Annotated in this window: 12 protein-coding genes; 5 read left to right on the forward strand and 7 right to left on the reverse strand. The window is 68.4% G+C overall.

Annotated features, from left to right (window positions below; genetic code table 11):
• Positions 1–21: 21 nt before the first annotated feature.
• Together AC3A6B_RS03025 and AC3A6B_RS03030 are read right to left on the reverse strand one after the other, a co-directional pair.
• On the reverse strand, positions 22–1350 hold the full coding sequence (locus tag AC3A6B_RS03025) for an ABC transporter substrate-binding protein (RefSeq protein WP_487835284.1): 1329 nt from the start codon (positions 1348–1350) through the stop codon (positions 22–24).
• A 44-nt stretch (positions 1351–1394) separates the two neighbouring features.
• Positions 1395–2468 carry an ABC transporter ATP-binding protein gene (locus AC3A6B_RS03030; protein WP_487835285.1) on the reverse strand — a complete coding sequence of 358 codons (1074 nt, stop codon included), beginning with the start codon at positions 2466–2468 and terminating at the stop codon, positions 1395–1397.
• Between the two features lie 151 nt (positions 2469–2619).
• Between AC3A6B_RS03030 and AC3A6B_RS03035 the strand changes: the two genes are divergently transcribed.
• The 4 genes from AC3A6B_RS03035 to AC3A6B_RS03050 all read left to right on the forward strand — a co-directional run bounded on the left by AC3A6B_RS03035 (position 2620) and on the right by AC3A6B_RS03050 (position 9758).
• Positions 2620–3399 (forward strand): FadR/GntR family transcriptional regulator, encoded by a 780-nt coding sequence (locus AC3A6B_RS03035; protein ID WP_487835286.1) that lies wholly within the window; start codon positions 2620–2622, stop codon positions 3397–3399.
• Positions 3396–4412 carry a D-erythronate dehydrogenase gene (denD, locus tag AC3A6B_RS03040; RefSeq protein ID WP_487835287.1) on the forward strand — a complete coding sequence of 339 codons (1017 nt, stop codon included), beginning with the start codon at positions 3396–3398 and terminating at the stop codon, positions 4410–4412. Before AC3A6B_RS03035 ends, denD begins: the two co-directional genes overlap by 4 nt.
• Positions 4412–6229, forward strand: a complete 1818-nt coding sequence (locus AC3A6B_RS03045) for an IlvD/Edd family dehydratase (protein WP_487835288.1) — start codon at positions 4412–4414, stop codon at positions 6227–6229. The genes denD and AC3A6B_RS03045 overlap by 1 nt, the downstream gene beginning before the upstream one ends.
• Positions 6230–6371: 142 nt before the next feature.
• A complete protein-coding gene (locus AC3A6B_RS03050; protein WP_487835289.1) occupies positions 6372–9758 on the forward strand; it encodes an ATP-binding protein in 3387 nt (1128 codons plus the stop codon).
• 7 nt (positions 9759–9765) lie between these two features.
• Here AC3A6B_RS03050 and AC3A6B_RS03055 read toward each other — a convergent pair whose 3' ends face one another.
• Positions 9766–10092 carry a GYD domain-containing protein gene (locus tag AC3A6B_RS03055; protein WP_487835290.1) on the reverse strand — a complete coding sequence of 109 codons (327 nt, stop codon included), beginning with the start codon at positions 10090–10092 and terminating at the stop codon, positions 9766–9768.
• 216 nt (positions 10093–10308) lie between these two features.
• Here AC3A6B_RS03055 and AC3A6B_RS03060 point away from each other — a divergent pair, with 216 nt between their 5' ends.
• The gene (locus AC3A6B_RS03060) at positions 10309–11493 is read left to right on the forward strand and encodes an amylo-alpha-1,6-glucosidase (protein ID WP_487835291.1); all 1185 of its coding nucleotides are present in this window, start codon (positions 10309–10311) and stop codon (positions 11491–11493) included.
• Between the two features lie 10 nt (positions 11494–11503).
• Here the strand turns inward: AC3A6B_RS03060 and AC3A6B_RS03065 are convergent, their stop codons facing one another.
• From AC3A6B_RS03065 to AC3A6B_RS03080, 4 genes are read right to left on the reverse strand one after another with little or no spacing between them, the layout of a single operon-like run.
• The gene (locus AC3A6B_RS03065; protein WP_487835292.1) at positions 11504–11941 is read right to left on the reverse strand and encodes a CBS domain-containing protein; all 438 of its coding nucleotides are present in this window, start codon (positions 11939–11941) and stop codon (positions 11504–11506) included.
• Between the two features lie 45 nt (positions 11942–11986).
• On the reverse strand, positions 11987–13042 hold the full coding sequence (locus AC3A6B_RS03070) for a 2-oxoacid:ferredoxin oxidoreductase subunit beta (RefSeq protein ID WP_487835293.1): 1056 nt from the start codon (positions 13040–13042) through the stop codon (positions 11987–11989).
• Positions 13039–14910, reverse strand: a complete 1872-nt coding sequence (locus AC3A6B_RS03075; RefSeq protein ID WP_487835294.1) for a 2-oxoacid:acceptor oxidoreductase subunit alpha — start codon at positions 14908–14910, stop codon at positions 13039–13041. The genes AC3A6B_RS03070 and AC3A6B_RS03075 overlap by 4 nt, the downstream gene beginning before the upstream one ends.
• Positions 14907–16712 carry an FAD-dependent oxidoreductase gene (locus AC3A6B_RS03080; protein WP_487835295.1) on the reverse strand — a complete coding sequence of 602 codons (1806 nt, stop codon included), beginning with the start codon at positions 16710–16712 and terminating at the stop codon, positions 14907–14909. The genes AC3A6B_RS03075 and AC3A6B_RS03080 overlap by 4 nt, the downstream gene beginning before the upstream one ends.
• Positions 16713–16830: the final 118 nt, after the last annotated feature.

Consider the following 16830-nt stretch of genomic DNA (forward strand, 5'->3'; position numbering starts at 1 on the left):
ACCGGCGCGTCCGCGGCGGGCTCAGACCTTGTAATACCGTTCGGCACGCTTTTGAGCCCGCTCGGCGGCTTCCTTGGGCGACTTGGAGCCGCTGGCCGCCTCGGCCACCATGTTGGTCACGATGAAGTCCGCTCCCGCGCCGGCCGACGCATAGCCCAGCTTGCCGTCGTACCCGGTCGGCCGCATGTTCTTCGTGCAGTCGCGGTACGGCGTGTGCTTCGGGTCGGCGGTCCATACGGCGCTCTTCTCGTAGGCGGCGAGCGGCTGCGAGATGTAGCCGCCTGCGGCCTGCAGCCACGGGTCGAACTGCTCCTGTTCCATCATGAAGCGCAGGTACTCCTTGGCCGCCTGCGGGTACTTCGTGTACTTCATGACCATCTGGTTGAAGAACAGGTGCGATTCGGTCGGCACGCCCGCCGGCCCGATCGGGTAGGGCGCGTGGTTGATGTCCTGCGCCATCTCCTTGAGCTTGTCGTCCTTCGAGTTCTTCGTCGCGTAGTAGATCGAGATGCCGTTGTTGGTCAGGCTGATCTGGCCGTCGAGGAAGGCCTTGTTGTTGTTCGGGTCCAGCCACGACAGCGTGCCGGGCGCGAAGTTGGCGTACATCTCCTTGGCGTACTCGAGCGCCTTGATGGTCTCCGGGCTGTCGATGACGACCTTGTTGCTCTTGTCGACGAGCTTGCCGCCATGCGACCAGATTAGCCAGTTGGTCCACAGCCCGTCGCCGGTGGCGTTGCCGAGCGCGAAGCCGGCGGGCGTGCCCTTCGACTTCAGCGACTTGAGCAACTCGAGGAAGGCGTTCGTGTCCTTCGGGAAGGTGTCGAAGCCGGCCGCCTTCACGTGGCTCTGGCGGTACACCAGCATCGCGCCTGCGGTGCCGAGCGGCACGCCGAGCCACTTCTTGCCGTCGGGCCGCAGGTAGGCCTCGCACCCCGGGTACCAGCCGCCGTACTTGCGGCCGAGGTAGGTGCACAGGTCGGTGACGTCGAGCAGCTTGTCGGGGTAGAGGTTGGCGTCGTCGTTGGTCGACAGGATGATGTCCGGCCCCGCGCCGGTGTTGGCGGCGACCGCGGCCTTCGGGCGCACGTCCTCCCAGGTCTCGTTGTCCACGCGCACCTGCACGCCGGTGACCTCGGTGAACTTCTTCACGTTGGCCATGTAGGCGTCGATGTCGCCCTGCACGAAGCGGCTCCAGCGCAGCACGCGCAGCTGGGCGCCCTTCTCGGGCTTGAAAGTCGTCGCCTGCGCATGCGCGGCAGTGGAGAAGAGCGCGGTGCCGGTGCCGAGCGTGGCCGCGGCGGCGACGCCGGCAGAACCTTCCAGAAACTTGCGGCGATTGAACTCATTCATTGCTGTTGTCTCCTGTGCGTTGTGAACGGACTGCCGTGGAAACCTCAGGACACCAGCCGTTCGCCCGTGCCTGCGTCGAAAAGATGCGCGCGCTGCAGATCGGGCTGCAGGTGGATGGTGGTGCCGGGCGCGAAGTCGTGGCGCTCGCGGAACACCGCGGAGAGCTCGGCCCCCTCGTGGCGGCAGGAGACGAAGGTGTCCATGCCGGTCGGTTCCATCACCGCCACGCGCGCGGGAATGCCGTTCGAATCGGCAAGCGTGAGGTGCTCGGGCCGGGTGCCGTAGACCACCGGCTGGCCGTCGATGCCACCGGCATGCACGGGCGCATCGAGCTGCGTGCCGTCCTGCAGTTCCACGCGCGCCGTGCCGCCGTTGCGCCTGAGCGTGCCCGGCAGGAAGTTCATGGCCGGCGAGCCGATGAAGCCGGCGACGAACTGGTTGGCCGGGTTGTCGTAGAGCTCGAGCGGGCTGCCGGTCTGCTCGATGCGGCCGTCGCGCATGACCACGATCTTGTCGCCCATGGTCATGGCCTCGATCTGGTCGTGCGTGACGTAGATCGATGTGGTCTTCAGGCGCTGGTGCAGCTCCTTAATCTCGCCGCGCATCGCCACGCGCAGCTTGGCGTCGAGGTTGGACAGCGGCTCGTCGAACAGGAACACCTGCGGGTCGCGCACGATCGCGCGGCCCATCGCCACGCGCTGGCGCTGGCCGCCCGAGAGCTGGCGCGGGAAGCGGTCGAGCAGGGGAATGAGCCCGAGGATCTCGGCCGCGCGCTTGACCTTCGACTCGATCGCGGCCTTGTCCAGCTTGGCGAGCGCCAGCGCGAAGGCCATGTTGTCGCGCACCGTCATGTGCGGATAGAGCGCGTAATTCTGGAACACCATCGCGATGTCGCGCTCCTTCGGCGGCAGGTCGTTGACGCGTCGGTCGCCGATGCGGATCTCGCCGCCGTTGATCTGCTCCAGCCCCGCGATCATGCGCAGCAGCGTCGACTTGCCGCAGCCCGACGGGCCCACCAGCACGGTGAACGAGCCGTCGCGGATTTCGATGTCCACGCCATGCAGGATGGGGACCTCGCCGAAGTTCTTCTTGACTGCCTGGATCGTGACACTGGCCATGCACTGGAATCCTGAAGTTGCGCGAAGCTTGCGGGCGACGCGGGATCCCTGCATCGCAGCCGCGCAGTATCGGCACTGGGTCGGCGCGTCGCTATCAGGGCAAACCGGTAGGCGTTAACCCCCGAAGAATTTGTATGATGACCTGATCACCGTGCTCCATTCCGCCACGCCCGCGCAGGCTTGCCTCCCTTCTCAACCCCTGCGGTCGGCAGCCGATCGGCTGTCCGACCGGCTGGCGCTGCGCCTCGGGGCCCTCATCGAATCGGGCGAGCTCGCGCCCGGCGACCGCCTGCCCACCGAGCAGCAGCTGGCCGCCACGCACGGCGTGTCGCGCACCGTGGTGCGCGAGGCGGTGCACCAGCTCAAGTCCAGGGCGCTCGTGGTCTCGCGCCAGGGCTCCGGCGTCTTCGTCGCGCCGACGCCGCAGAATCAGCCGCTGGCCTTCGACCCGGCCGTGCTGGGCTCGGTGCAGGCGGTGGTCCACGTGGTTGAGGTGCGGCGGGTGCTCGAAGGCGCCATCGCCGCGCTGGCCGCCGAGCGCGCCACCCGCGCCCACATCGCGGCGCTGCGCCGCGCGTTGAAGGCCATCGACACCGCGGTCGCCGAGGGGCGCGACGGCGTCGCCGAGGACCTGGCCTTCCACCGCATCATCGGCGAGTCCACGGGCAACCCGCAGTTCCGCCTGCTGCTCGGCTTTCTGGAGCAGTACCTGCGCGAAGGCATGCGCATCACGCGCGGCAACGAGGCGCGCCGCAAGGATTTCATGGAGGCGGTGCAGCATGAGCACCGCGCCATCGTCGAGGCGATCGCCGCGCGCGACGCGGAAGCGGCACGCCACCACGCGACGCAACATCTGATCCTCGGCGAAGAACGGCTCGTCGAGGGCGGCATCATTGCCGGGCGCAAACGAAGATTGAAGGAGAAGAGATGAAACTGATGATCACCGGAGGCGGCGGCTTCGTCGGCGCGCGCCTCGCCCGCACCCTGCTCGCGCGCGGCACGCTCGCCGGCGAGCGCATCGACCGCATGGTCCTGACCGACATCGCGCCGCCGCCGGCCGACCTGGTGGCGGATGCGCGCGTCGAGGCGCGCACCGGTGCGCTGCTGGCGCAAACCGACGCGCTGCGCACCGAGGCCTTCGACGGCGTGTTCCACCTGGCCTCGGCCGTCTCGGGCGAATGCGAGCTCGACTTCGATCTCGGCCTGCGTTCCAACCTGGACAGCACGCGCGCGCTGCTCGACGCACTGCGTGCCAACGTCAACGCAGGCGGCAAGGTCGCGCGCGTGGTGTTCTCGAGCTCGGTCGCGGTCTTCGGGCCGGATCCGGCCGTGCCGCTGCCGAAGCTGGTCGCCGACGACACGCTGCCGGCGCCACAAACCTCCTACGGCACGCAGAAGCTGATCTGCGAGCACCTGGTCGCCGACTACACGCGCAAGGGCTACATCGACGGCCGCGCCGCACGGCTGATGACCGTGACCGTGCGCCCCGGCCGGCCCAACGCAGCGGCGTCCTCCTTCTTCAGCGGCATCATCCGCGAGCCGCTGGCCGGCGTGGAAGCGATCTGCCCGGTCTCGCCCGAGGTCTCGCATCCGATGTCTTCGCCGACGCGCACGGTGGACGGCCTGATCGCTGTCTACGAGGCCAGCCGCGAGGCCTTCTGCGGCCGCACCGCGCTCAACCTGCCGGCCCTCAACGTGCGCGTCGCCGACATGCTCGACGCCCTCGAACAGGTGGCCGGCCCGGCGGTGCGCGCGCGCGTGCGCTTCGAGCGCGACGAGCGCATCGCCGGCATCGTGGCCAACTGGCCCGGCGGCGCCACGGCCGCGCGCGCCGCGCGGCTCGGCCTGCTGCCGCACGAGAACTTCGCGGACATCATCCGGCAGTACATCGACGATTGCCGCGCACTTCCGAACGCCAACGAAACCCTGAAGGGAATGTCCTGATGAAACCGAAGAAGAACAACAACAAGAAGCCGAGGCAGGCCCTCAAGCTGCGCTCCCAGGCCTGGTTCGACAACCCGGCCAATGCCGACATGACGGCGCTCTACCTCGAGCGCACGATGAACTTCGGCCTCGGCTTCGACGAGCTGCAGTCGGGGCGGCCGATCATCGGCATCGCGCAGACCGGCTCCGACATCGCGCCTTGCAACCGCCACCACCTGGTGCTGGCCGAGCGCGTGCGCGAAGGCGTCCGCGATGCCGGCGGCATTGCCTTCGAGTTCCCGATCCATCCGATCCAGGAAACCTGCAAGCGCCCGACGGCGGCGCTCGACCGCAACCTGCAGTACCTGTCGCTGGTCGAGGTGCTCTACGGCTATCCGATCGACGGCGTGGTGCTGACCACCGGCTGCGACAAGACCACGCCGGCGCAAATCATGGCCGCCGCCACGGTGGACATCCCCGCCATCGCGCTCAACACCGGGCCGATGCTCAACGGCTGGTACGAGGGCGAGCGCACCGGCTCGGGCACCATCGTCTGGAAGGCGCGCGAGCTGATGGCCGCGGGCAAGATCGGCTACCAGGAGTTCCTGAAGCTGGTGGCCTCCTCGGCCCCGTCGACCGGTCACTGCAACACCATGGGCACGGCATCGACGATGAACTCGCTGGCCGAGGCGCTTGGCATGACGCTGCCGGGCAGCGCGGCCATTCCGGCGCCCTACCGCGACCGCCAGGAGATGGCCTACATGACCGGCAAGCGCATCGTCGAGATGGTGCGCGAGGACCTGAAGCCTTCCGACATCCTCACGCGCGCCGCCTTCGAGAACGCGATCGTCGTGAACTCGGCGCTGGGCGGCTCGACCAATGCGCCGGTCCACCTGAACGCCATCGCGCGCCACATCGGCGTCGAGCTGACGACGGACGACTGGGAAAAGCACGGCTACAAGATTCCGCTGATCGTGAACCTGCAGCCGGCCGGCGAGTACCTGGGCGAGGAGTACTACCGCGCCGGCGGCGTGCCGGCGGTGGTGGCCGAACTGATCGCGCAGGGCAAGATCCAGCCGGCGCTGACCGCCAACGGCAAGACGCTGATCGAGAACTGCGAAGGCCGGTTCACCAGCGACCGCAAGGTGATCTTCGCCTACGCCAAGCCGATGAAGAAGAACGCCGGCTTCCTCAATCTCAAAGGCAACCTGTTCGATTCCGCGATCATGAAGACCAGCGTGATCACGCCCGAGTTCCACGCGCGCTACCTCGAGAACCCGAAGGACCCGATGGCCTTCGAAGGCACGGCCATCGTCTTCGACGGGCCGGAGGACTACCACCGCCGCATCGACGACCCGAAGATGAAGCTCGATGCGAACAGCATCCTCTGCATGCGCGGCGTGGGCCCGGTCGGCTATCCCGGCGCGGCCGAGGTGGTCAACATGCGGGCGCCCGACTACCTGCTCAAGAAAGGCATCCTCGCCCTGCCCTGCATCGGCGACGGCCGGCAGTCCGGCACCTCGGGCTCGCCGTCGATCCTCAACGCCTCGCCGGAGGCGGCCACCGGCGGCGGGCTGGCGCTGCTCAAGACCGGCGACCGCATCCGCATCGACCTGAAGAAGCGCACGGCGAACATGCTGGTCCCGGACGAGGAGCTTGCCAGGCGCCGGGCCAAGCTCGAGGCGGCCGGCGGCTATCCGTACCCGCCGAGCCAGACGCCGTGGCAGGAGATCCAGCGCGCCGTCGTCGACGAGCTGTCCGAAGGCATGGTGCTCAAGCCCGCGGTCAAGTACCAGAAGATCCACGCGACCTTCGGCATCCCGCGGGACAACCACTAGTTACACATGAACCATCGCGCAGGCGCGGGCGTATCCTCGCAACTTCACGCCAGGCGTGACTGGCGGCCGAGGTGATGGACGAAGCGTGCCGGGCCCCGTCGCTGCGAGCGCCGATCGAACACCCATCGACAGGTGGCGAATCATGGAAACGATGGTCCAGTGGCTTGCCGCGATCGGCATGGAGCGCTATGCGCCGATGTTCGAGGCGCAGCGCATTGAACTGGACGTCCTCGCCGGCCTCACCGACGCAGACCTGAAGGAAATCGGCATCGCCGCGCTGGGCGACCGCAAGCGGATCCTGTCGGTGATCGCGCAGGGCATCCAGGAGCTTCCTGCGAGCCCGGTCACGCAAGCTGCGGCGGCAAGTCTGCCCGCGGCGGTGCAAGCCGCCGAGCGGCGGCAACTGACGGTGATGTTCTGCGACCTGGTCGGCTCGACCCAGTTGGCCGGCCTGCTCGATCCCGAAGACCTGCGCGCCGTCATCGGCGACTACCATGCCGCGGTGACGGCGGCGGTGGCTGCGCACGAGGGCTACGTTGCGCAGCTGCTCGGCGACGGCGTGCTCGTGTATTTCGGCTACCCGCACGCCAACGAGGACGATGCGGCGCGTGCGATCCATGCAGCGCTGGACGCGATCGCCGCAGTCGGCCGGCTTTCAGCGGCTGGCCAGCACGCCCTGCACACCCGGATCGGCATCGCGACGGGCCTGGTCGTCGTCGGCCAGATCGGATCCGGCACGACAGCGGCCGAGTGGAGCGCCAGCGGCGAAACGCCGAGCCTGGCGGCCAGGCTGCAGACCCACGCAGCGCCCGACTGCATCGTGATCGCGGACCGGACGCGACGGCTCATCGGCGAAGAGTTCGAGCTCGACTCGCTCGGCATGCTGGAGCTCAAGGGCTTCGAAGCGCCGGTGCATGCGTGGCAGGTGCTGCGCGAGCGCCGCACTGCCAGCCGCTTCGAAGCCGTTCACACGCAGCAGCTCTCCCAGCTGATCGGACGCGACAGCGAACTGGCGCTGCTGCTCGAGCGCTGGAACACCGCCTGCGAAGGCGAGGGCCAGATCGTGCTGCTCTCCGGCGAAGCGGGGATCGGCAAGTCGCGCATCACCCAGGCCCTGCGGGATCGCGCGACCGCCGGCGCATTCGAGACGATGGTGCTGCAATGCTCGCCCTCCCACAGCAACAGCGCCCTCTATCCGCTGGTGCGCTGCCTGGAGATCGCGGCGAACCTGACGCCGGCCGATTCGCCGGCCCAGCGCGCCGCGCGCTTCGAACGCTATCTGGGCGAGCATGGGGTGTCGCTCGCGCCCGATGCCCTGGGCTGCCTGCTCAGGCTGATGACGCTGCCCGATGGAGGCCGGCAGGCGCCGGCCGGCCAGACGCCGCAGCAGCAGAAGACCTCGACCTTGCAGGCGGTGATCGAGGTCATCGGCGGTGTGTCCCTGCGGGCGCCGCTGCTCATGCTGATCGAGGACGCGCACTGGATCGATCCGACCACCGAGGAATGGATCGGCCTGGCCGTCGACGGCCTGCGCGACGCGCGCGTCCTGATGCTCGTGACCTGCCGGCCGCAATACCTGCCGTCCTGGGGCAACCCGGTGAACTCGACCCGGTTGACGATGAACCGGCTCAGTCACCGGCAGTCGGCGGCGCTGATCGAAACCGTCACCGCCGGCAAGCCGCTGCCTCCCGAGCTGATCGACGAGATCATCCGCAAGACCGACGGCGTACCGCTGTTCGTCGAGGAGCTGACCAAGACCGTGCTGGCCTCCGCGCTGGTCGAGGACACACCGGCAGGCTACCTGCTGCACGGCCCCCTGCAGACGCTGGCGATTCCATCGACGCTGCAGGACTCGCTGATGGCGCGGCTCGACCGGCTGGCGCCCGCCAAGGAGATCGCGCAGGTCGCAGCCGTCATCGGGCGCGAGTTCAGCCACGCGCTGCTCGCCCAGGTGCTGCAGATGCCGGCCGCGCAGCTCGAACAGGCGCTCGACGAGCTGCTTCGCGCCGAGCTGGTGTTTCGCCGCGGCACGCCTGCGGAGGCGGGCTATGCGTTCAAGCATGCGCTGATCCGGGACACGGCCTACAACAGCATGGTCAGGAGCCAGCGCGCGCTGCGGCATGCGCAGATCGCGCACGCGCTGGAGCGCAGCGAGCCGCAGACCGTCGCCGCCCATCCCGAGCTGCTGGCCCAGCACCATCAGGAAGCCGGCCACGGCAGCGAAGCCATCCGCTACTGGACGACGGCCGGCGACCTGGCGCAGCGCCGATTCGCCAGCCGCGAAGCAGCGATCCACTACAACGCCGCGATCGCGCTCGTCTCGCGCCTGGCCGCCGGGCCGGCGCGCAGCGAACTCGAGCTGAGTCTGCAGTTGAAACTCGGCAATGCGCTGACGGTCTCGGAGGGCTACGGCTCCACCGCCACCTACCAGAGCTATGCGAAGGCACGCGCGCTGGCGCGAGAGCTCGGACGGGTCGAGGACTACGTGAGCGCGTGGGTGGGCTCGGCGCCGACGCTGAACTCGGCCGGACACAACGGCGAGCTGATCGAAAGCCTCCACGAGATCGAGGCAGCGCAGCTGGCGTCGCTGGAGCCCCGATTGCGCATCAACGTATCGATCGTCCTCGGCGCCGCCCACTACCTGCGGGGCGAGATCGGCGCGGCATGGGCGCAGCTGGAAGAGGCCAGGGTGCTCGACGACAGCGTGCAGCTCACGCACGAGCACCCGGTCGCGGGCGCGGACCCGGCGATCATGATCCGCGCCATCAGCATGAGGGTGCGCGGGATGCAGGGCTATCTGGAGCAGGCCGAAGCGCTCGCAGCGCAAGCCGTGCAGATCGCCGAGGCCAGGGGCCATCCGCCGTCCATCGCCATGGCCAGACAGGCATGGATCAGGGTCCTGCTGGCCAAGGGCGAGCATGCGCAGGCGGCTTCGGAAGCCAAGCAGATGCTGGAGCTGTCCGAACGATTCGGCATCCAGACCCGGGTCGCCAACGGCTTGATCTTCCTTGGACGAACCAGCGTCGCGCTCGGCGATGTCGACGCCGGGATCGCTCTTCTCAGAAAGGGCTACGACCTCTGGGTGTCGGCCGGCGGAAAGCAGCAGGCTTCGCAGTACGGGGCGCAAGCGGCGGAGGTGCTGTTGCGGGCCGGGCGAAGCGGCGAAGCACGGCGGTTCATCGCCGACGCGCAGGCCGTCCAGGGCGACTCCGACGAGCGCTTCTACGAGACCGAACTGCTGCGGCTTGGCGGCCGCTTGCTGGAGCTCGACGGCGACGACAGCGGCGCCGAGGCCCGCTACCAGGACGCCATCGCGATGGCCGAGGAACGCGGCCTCAAGCTCTTTTCATTGCGCGCGGCGCGCGACCTGGCGGGGCTCTGGCAGCGTCGGGGAAACAACACCGAAGCGCGCCGGATGCTGCAGCCCCTCTACGGCTGGTTCACCGAAGGCTTCCAGTTCAGCGACCTGCGCGAAACGAAGGCGCTGCTCGACGCGCTGCAGAAAGGGCAGACGATGCTCGAGCGTTGACGCGCGGCTACGCGCCGGGCGGCCGGTAGCCGACCGCCTGTGCACGGCCGAGGGCGTCCAGGGTCTCCTCGACAGTGAGCAGCGGCGTGGTCTCGACTTTCGACAGCGCACCACCCGCACCCAGCGCAATCGCGACCGCGGCCATCGAGACGTTGTCAGGCGCCTCCCAGAGGTTGTAGCCGTCGTAGCTGCCGAACGCGTACCAGAAGCCGTGCAGCTTCCCGCCGACCGACTCGATGTACTTGCGTGCCGCTTCGCGGCGGTCTTCGGGTTTCTTCGTCAATCGAGCCCAGGTTTCCGGCGTGTAGCTGAAGCGCGTCAAGTAGAAAGCCATAACCGCAACCTCCTTCCAGCGTCCCGTGCCGCTCGCCATGCGCGAGCAGGCAAAGTCTAGCCCCGCCTCCCGGGCGGCGGATAGGCATTTCATTCATGCGAACCCGTGTATTCGAGGCTTGGCCGGGCGCGAACCCGGCAGGCCCGTCGGGTATCCGATGTGCCGCGAGAATTCTCGTTGGCGCCACTCCCCGGCGACGATGCACCAAACCCACCCATGAAGAACCTTGACGCCCCCACGCTCGCGCTGATCGACGCTTGCTCCCAGGCCTCGCTTGAACTTCTGCAACAAAACCTGACGCCGCACGGCATCCTGGCGGCGAGCCGCACCGAAGCGGCCGAGGCGCGGCGCTACACGCGCATCTTCGGGCGCGACGCCGCGATCTGCGTGATGGCGATGTGCGGCAGCGGCGTGCCCGCGCTGGAGCAGGGCGCGGTGGCCAGCCTCGACGCGCTCGCGGCGCAGCAGGCGGCCAACGGACAGATCCCCAAGTACGTCGACCCGGAGGGCCGCGATGCCGACTTCTGGTACCTGGGCTGCATCGACGCCACCTTGTGGTGGCTGATCGCGGTGGACCATGTGCGCCGCCATGGCCGCGTCGGCCGCTCGCACTGGCGCCGCGAGGTGGAGCGCGCGCTCGCCTGGCTGCTGGCGCAGGAGCACCAGCACTTTCGGCTGCTGCAGCAGAACGAGGCCAGCGACTGGGCCGACATCATGCCGCGCTCGGGCTACGTGCTGTACAGCAACGCGCTTTGGTACGACGTCAAGCGCCGCTTTGCGCTGGATGAAGCCGAGGCGACGCAGTACCACTTCAACCACCTGTTCAATCCGTTCCAGCGCCACCTGCCCGAATACCACCGGGCGCGGCTGCTGCGGCACTATGCGCGCCGCGGCCGGCGCGATCCCGGCCTGTACCTCAGCTTCGTCAATCTGTCCTTCGTCGGCGACGAGGGGGATGTGTTCGGCAACGTGCTGGCGATCCAGAGCGGGCTGGCCGATCCCGCCATGGCGCGCCGCATCGTCAAGACCATTGGCGCGGCCCATGCCTGCGAGCCCTATCCCGTGCGCGTCGTGCTGCATCCACTGTCGCGCCAGCACGCGCTGTGGCGGCCGTACATGGCGCGCCATCAGCAGAACGTCGTGCACCAGTACCACAACGGCGGCATCTGGCCCTTCGTCGGCGGCTTCTGGGTGATGGCGCTCGCCCGGCTGGGCCTGCACGCACTGGCCTGGCCCGAGCTCGCGCGGCTGGCGCGCGTGAACCAGCTCGGCGACTGGCGCTTCACCGAGTGGTTCCACGGCCGCACGCTGGCGCCGATGGGGATGGCCGGCCAGAGCTGGAATGCGGCAACCTTCCTGCTGGCGCGGCGCGCGCTGCTGGGCGGCGCGGCGGGCTGGTGATCGAAGTCGCCTAGCCGAGGACGTCGTTCACCTGCTCGTTGAATTCGGCCTGGCTCAGCGCCGCGCCGATCTCCCGCGGCAGCGCATCGCGCACCGAGAACACGCCCAGGATCTTCGTCCCCGCCACCAGCGGCAGGTGGCGGAAACCGCGCTCGAGCATCATCACGACGGCGTCGGACACCAGCGTTTCCGGCGGTATGCAGATGGGGTTGGGCGTCATCACCTCGCGCGCCGTGGTGCGCTCCGGATCGAGCCCGCGGGCCAGCACCCGCGTCATCAGGTCGCGCTCGGTCAGGATGCCCAGCAGGGTCTCCGGCGGCTCGATGATGAGCACGCTGCCGCAGTTGGCATGCGTCATCACGCCGGCGGCTTCGCGCACGCTGGCCTGCGGGCCCAGGCTGGTCACATGCTTGCGCGAGATGGACTGGAAAACGGTACGTTCGTCCATGGGGGCACCCTCCTCGGAACGCGCTATGTTGCGACGGAGCTTCGTTTAACGCAAGGCGGCGTTGAGCCGCTCCAGCGCAGCGGCGCCGGGGCACAGCTCGGCGGGCCCCAGCGTATTGAGCGGCCGCTCGCTGGTGTTGAGCGCCGTGTGCAGATCGGTGGCCAGCGGGTCGACGTAGAGCAGGCCCGTCACCACTTCGCCCATTTCCTGGTGCCGCTGCATGTAGGCCATGGCGGCGTAGCGGTCGCCGGGGTTGTAGTCGGGATGCAGGCTGCGCAGCCGCAGCAGCGTGCCGTCGTGCTGGCGCACGTCCATCACTTCACCCGGCGCCATGTCCACGGTGATCTCTTCCCGCTCGCTGATGAAGTCGATGCGGCTCACCGCCTCGTTGTGTTCGCGCACGTAGTCGTAGCTCTTGGTGCTGCCGGGGTGGTTGTTGAAGGCGACGCAGGGGCTGACCACGTCGATGAACGCGGCGCCGCCGTGGCTGATCGCGCCCTTGATCAGCGGCACCAGCTGCGCCTTGTTGCCAGAGAAGCCGCGCCCCACGTAGCTGGCGCCGAGCTGCAGCGCCATGGCCACCAGGTCCACCGGGCTGTCGCTGTTGATGACGCCCTTCTTGCTCTTGGAGCCCTGGTCGGCCGTGGCCGAGAACTGGCCCTTGGTCAGGCCGTAGACCCCGTTGTTCTCCACGATGTAGGCCATGCGCACGCCGCGCCGCATGGCGTGGGCGAACTGGCCCAGACCGATGGAGGCCGAATCGCCGTCCCCCGAAACGCCCAGGTAGAGCAGGTCGCGGTTGGCCAGGTTGGCCCCGGTCAGCACGCTGGGCATGCGGCCGTGCACCGTGTTGAAGCCGTGCGAGGCCCCCAGGAAGTAGTCGGGCGTCTTGGAGCTGCAGCCGATGCCCGAGAGCTTGGCCACGCGGTGCGGCTCGATGTCCAGCTCCCAGCAGGCCTCGATGATGGCGGCCGAGATCGAGTCGTGGCCGCAGCCGGCGCACAGCGTGGAGATCTTGCCTTCGTAGTCGCGCCGCGTGTAGCCGACCTTGTTGGTGGCCAGCGTCGGGTGGCGCAGCTTGGGCTTGGCGAGATAGGTCATGCGGGCTCCTTGGCGAGATGCGCGCTGATCGCCTGGACCACGAAACGCGCCGTGATGGGTGTGCCGTCGAAATGCAGCACCGGGACCAGCCGGGCCGGATCGATGCCGAGCTCGTTGACCAGCAGGCTGCGCATCTGGCCGTCGCGGTTCTGCTCGACCACGAACACGCGGGGGTGCCGGGCGAGGAACTGCGCCACGCTGTCCGGGAAGGGAAAGGCGCGCAGCCGCAGCGCGTCGAGCTGGATGCCGCGTTCGGCCAGCTCCTCCAGCGCCTCCTGCATGGCCGGGCTGGTCGAGCCGAAATAGATCACGCCGAGCTGAGTCTTCTCGGCGGCCAGCCGCAGCATCGGCTGCGGCACCAGGGTGGCCGCGGTCGCGAACTTCTTCAGGAGCCGCTCCATGTTGTAGATGTAGTCGGGGCCGCGCTCGGAATAGCGCGCGTAGGCGTCGCGCGTCGTGCCGCGGGTGAAGAAGCTGCCCTTGGTCGGGTGCGTGCCCGGCAGCGTGCGCCAGGGGATGCCGTCGCCGTCCACGTCCTTGTAGCGGCCGAAGTCGCGGCCCGCCTCCAGCTCTTCGGCGCTCATGACCTTGCCGCGGTCGTAGGCCCGGTTGTCGTCCCATGCGAAGGGCGCGCACAGGCGCTGATTCATGCCGATGTCCAGGTCCGTCATCAGGAACACCGGCGTCTGCAGCCGGTCGGCCAGGTCCAGCGCGGCCGCCGCGTGCTCGAAGCACTCGTGCGGATCCTCGGGGAACAGCAGCACGTGCTTGGTGTCGCCGTGCGAGGCGTAGGCGCAGGACAGGATGTCGGCCTGCTGGGTGCGCGTGGGCATCCCGGTGGAGGGCCCGCCGCGCTGCACGTTGATGAGGGTGACCGGAATCTCGGCGAAATAGGCCAAGCCGATGAACTCGGCCATCAGTGAAATGCCCGGCCCCGAGGTCGCCGTGAAGGCGCGCGCGCCGTTCCAGCCGGCACCGACCACCATGCCGATCGAGGCCAGCTCGTCTTCCGCCTGCACGATGGCAAAGCGGTTCTGGCCGTTGGCCGGATCGACGCGGAATTTCATGCAGTACTTCTGGAAGGCCTCGGCCACCGAAGACGAAGGCGTGATCGGATACCAGGCCGCGACCGTGGCGCCGCCATACACGCAGCCCAGGGCCGCGGCGCTGTTGCCGTCCACGAAGATCCGGTTGCCCACGCGGTCGGCGCGCCGCACCTTGAGCCCCAGCGGCTCGCGCAGATGCTCCCTGGCGAAGTCGCATCCCAGGTGCAGCGCCTGGACATTGGAGGCCAGCAACTTTTCCTTGCCCTTGTACTGCTCGCCGAACAGCTTCTCGACCACCTCCGGCTCGATGCCGAGCAGGATGGCCAGGGCCCCCACATAGACGATGTTCTTGAACAGCTGGCGCTGGCGCGGGTCGTGGTAGACGGCGTTGCAGATCTCGGTCAGCGGCATGCCGATCACGCGGATGTCGTCGCGGAACTTCGACGGCGGCAGCGCCCGCGTGCTGTCGTAGAACAGGTAGCCGCCGGGTTCCAGTTCGGCCACGTCGGCATCCCAGGTCTGCGGGTTCATCGCCACCATCATGTCGGTGCCGCCGCGCCGCCCCATGTGGCCCCGCTCGCTCACGCGCACCTCGTACCAGGTCGGCAGGCCCTGGATGTTGCTCGGGAAGATGTTGCGCGGGCTCACCGGCACGCCCATGCGCAGGATGGCCTTGGCGAACAGCTCGTTGGCCGAGGCCGAGCCCGAGCCGTTGACGTTGGCGAACTTGATGACGAAATCGTTGACCGCTTCGATTTGCGGGATGGCCCTCGAGGGAGCTTTACCGCCTTCGGGCGGCCGTGCTGCGGGAATCGCGCTCATGCCGGTACTCCTCCTTGCTGCCCCGCCGGTGTCATTTTCAGCAGGAACTTCTGCATGTCCCAGGCCCCCGTCGGGCAGCGCTCGGCGCACAGGCCGCAGTGCAGGCAGACGTCTTCGTCCTTGACCATCACCCTGCCTGTCTTGAGCCCGCCGGAGACATACAGGTCCTGCGCCAGGTTAAGCGCCGGCGCCTTCAGCCGCGCCCGCAGGTCGCTCTCCTCGCCGTTGGCGGTGAAGCTGATACAGTCCATCGGGCAGATGTCCACGCAGGCATCGCATTCGATGCAGGCGGCCTCGGTGAACACGGTCTGCACGTCGCAGTTGAGGCAGCGCTCGGCCTCCTTGAAGGCGGTGGCGGCATCGAAGCCCAGCTCCACCTCGACCCGGATGCTGGCCAGCGCCTTCTCGGCCTTGGCCCAGGGGACCTTGTAGCGCAGGTCGTTCGAGGTGTCGTTGTCGTAGCTCCACTCGTGGATGCCCATCTTCTGCGACACCAGGTTGGTCATGGGGGGCGGGCGGACGCCGACCGGCTGGCCATGCAGCAGCCGGTCGATCGACACCGCGGCCTCGTGCCCATGGGCCACGGCCCAGATGATGTTCTTGGGGCCGAAGGCCGCATCGCCGCCGAAGAACACCTGGGGCAGCGTGGACTGGAAGGTGTTCTTGTCCAGCGTGGGCAGGCCCTGCTTGTCGAAATCGATGCCGCAGTCGCGCTCGATCCAGGGGAAGGCGTTCTCCTGCCCCACCGCCACCAGCACCTCGTCGCATTCGAAGAAGGCTTCGGGCTCGCCGCTGGGCACCAGCGTGCGGCGGCCCTGGTCGTCGTACTGCGCGCGAACGATCTCGAAGCGCATGCCCAGCAGCCTGCCGTTGTCGTGGACGAAGGCCTTGGGCACATGGAAGTTGATGATCGGAATGCCTTCGTGCTGGGCATCCTCCTTTTCCCAGGGCGAGGCCTTCATTTCCTCGAAGCCGCTGCGCACGATGACCTTCACGTCGGTGCCGCCGAGGCGGCGGGCCGAGCGGCAGCAGTCCATCGCCGTGTTGCCGCCGCCCAGCACGATCACGCGCTGGCCGATGCGCGTCACGTGGCCGAAGGAGACGGAGTTCAACCAGTCGATGCCGATATGGATGCCGGCCGCCGCTTCCCGGCGTCCGGGAAGATCGAGGTCGCGCCCGCGCGGCGCGCCGCAGCCGACGAAGATGGCGTCCCACCCCTGCGTCAATAGGGCTTTCATCGAACCGATGGGCTCGCCGCCGCGGAACTGCACGCCCAGGTCGAGGATGTAGCCCGTCTCTTCGTCGATCACCGACTCGGGCAGGCGAAAGTGCGGGATCTGCGTGCGCATGAAGCCGCCGGCCTGGGCGCCGCTGTCGAACACCGTGACTTCATAGCCCAGCGGCGCCAGGTCGCGCGCGACGGTGAGCGAGGCCGGCCCGGCGCCCACGCAGGCGACGCGCTTGCCGTTGCTGGGCGCGACCGCCGGCATGCGCGAACGCACGTCGTCCTTCATGTCGGCCGCCACGCGCTTGAGCCTGCAGATCGCCACCGGCTCCGGCTTGCTGGCGTTGCTTTCCTCCACGCGCCCGCGCCGGCAGGCCGGCTCGCAAGGCCGGTCGCAGGTGCGCCCGAGGATGCCGGGGAAGACGTTGGAGACCCAGTTGATCATGTAGGCATCGCCGTAGCGGCGCTGCGCGATCATGCGGATGTATTCGGGGACCGGGGTGTGCGCCGGACAGGCGTACTGGCAATCGACGACCTTGTGGAAATAGGTCGGGTTGGCAATGTTGGTTCGCTGCAAAGCGTGTCTCCTGTTTGCCGCCCGTGGGCTCCCGGGGAAGGAGCCGGCTCGGGTCTGCCCTCAGTATGCGCCGCCCTGGCCGGCGCAAATCCTTGGTGAAATCCCGCAGCAGGAGGCC

Source organism: Variovorax sp. Soil_C_33 (genome assembly GCF_057656935.1).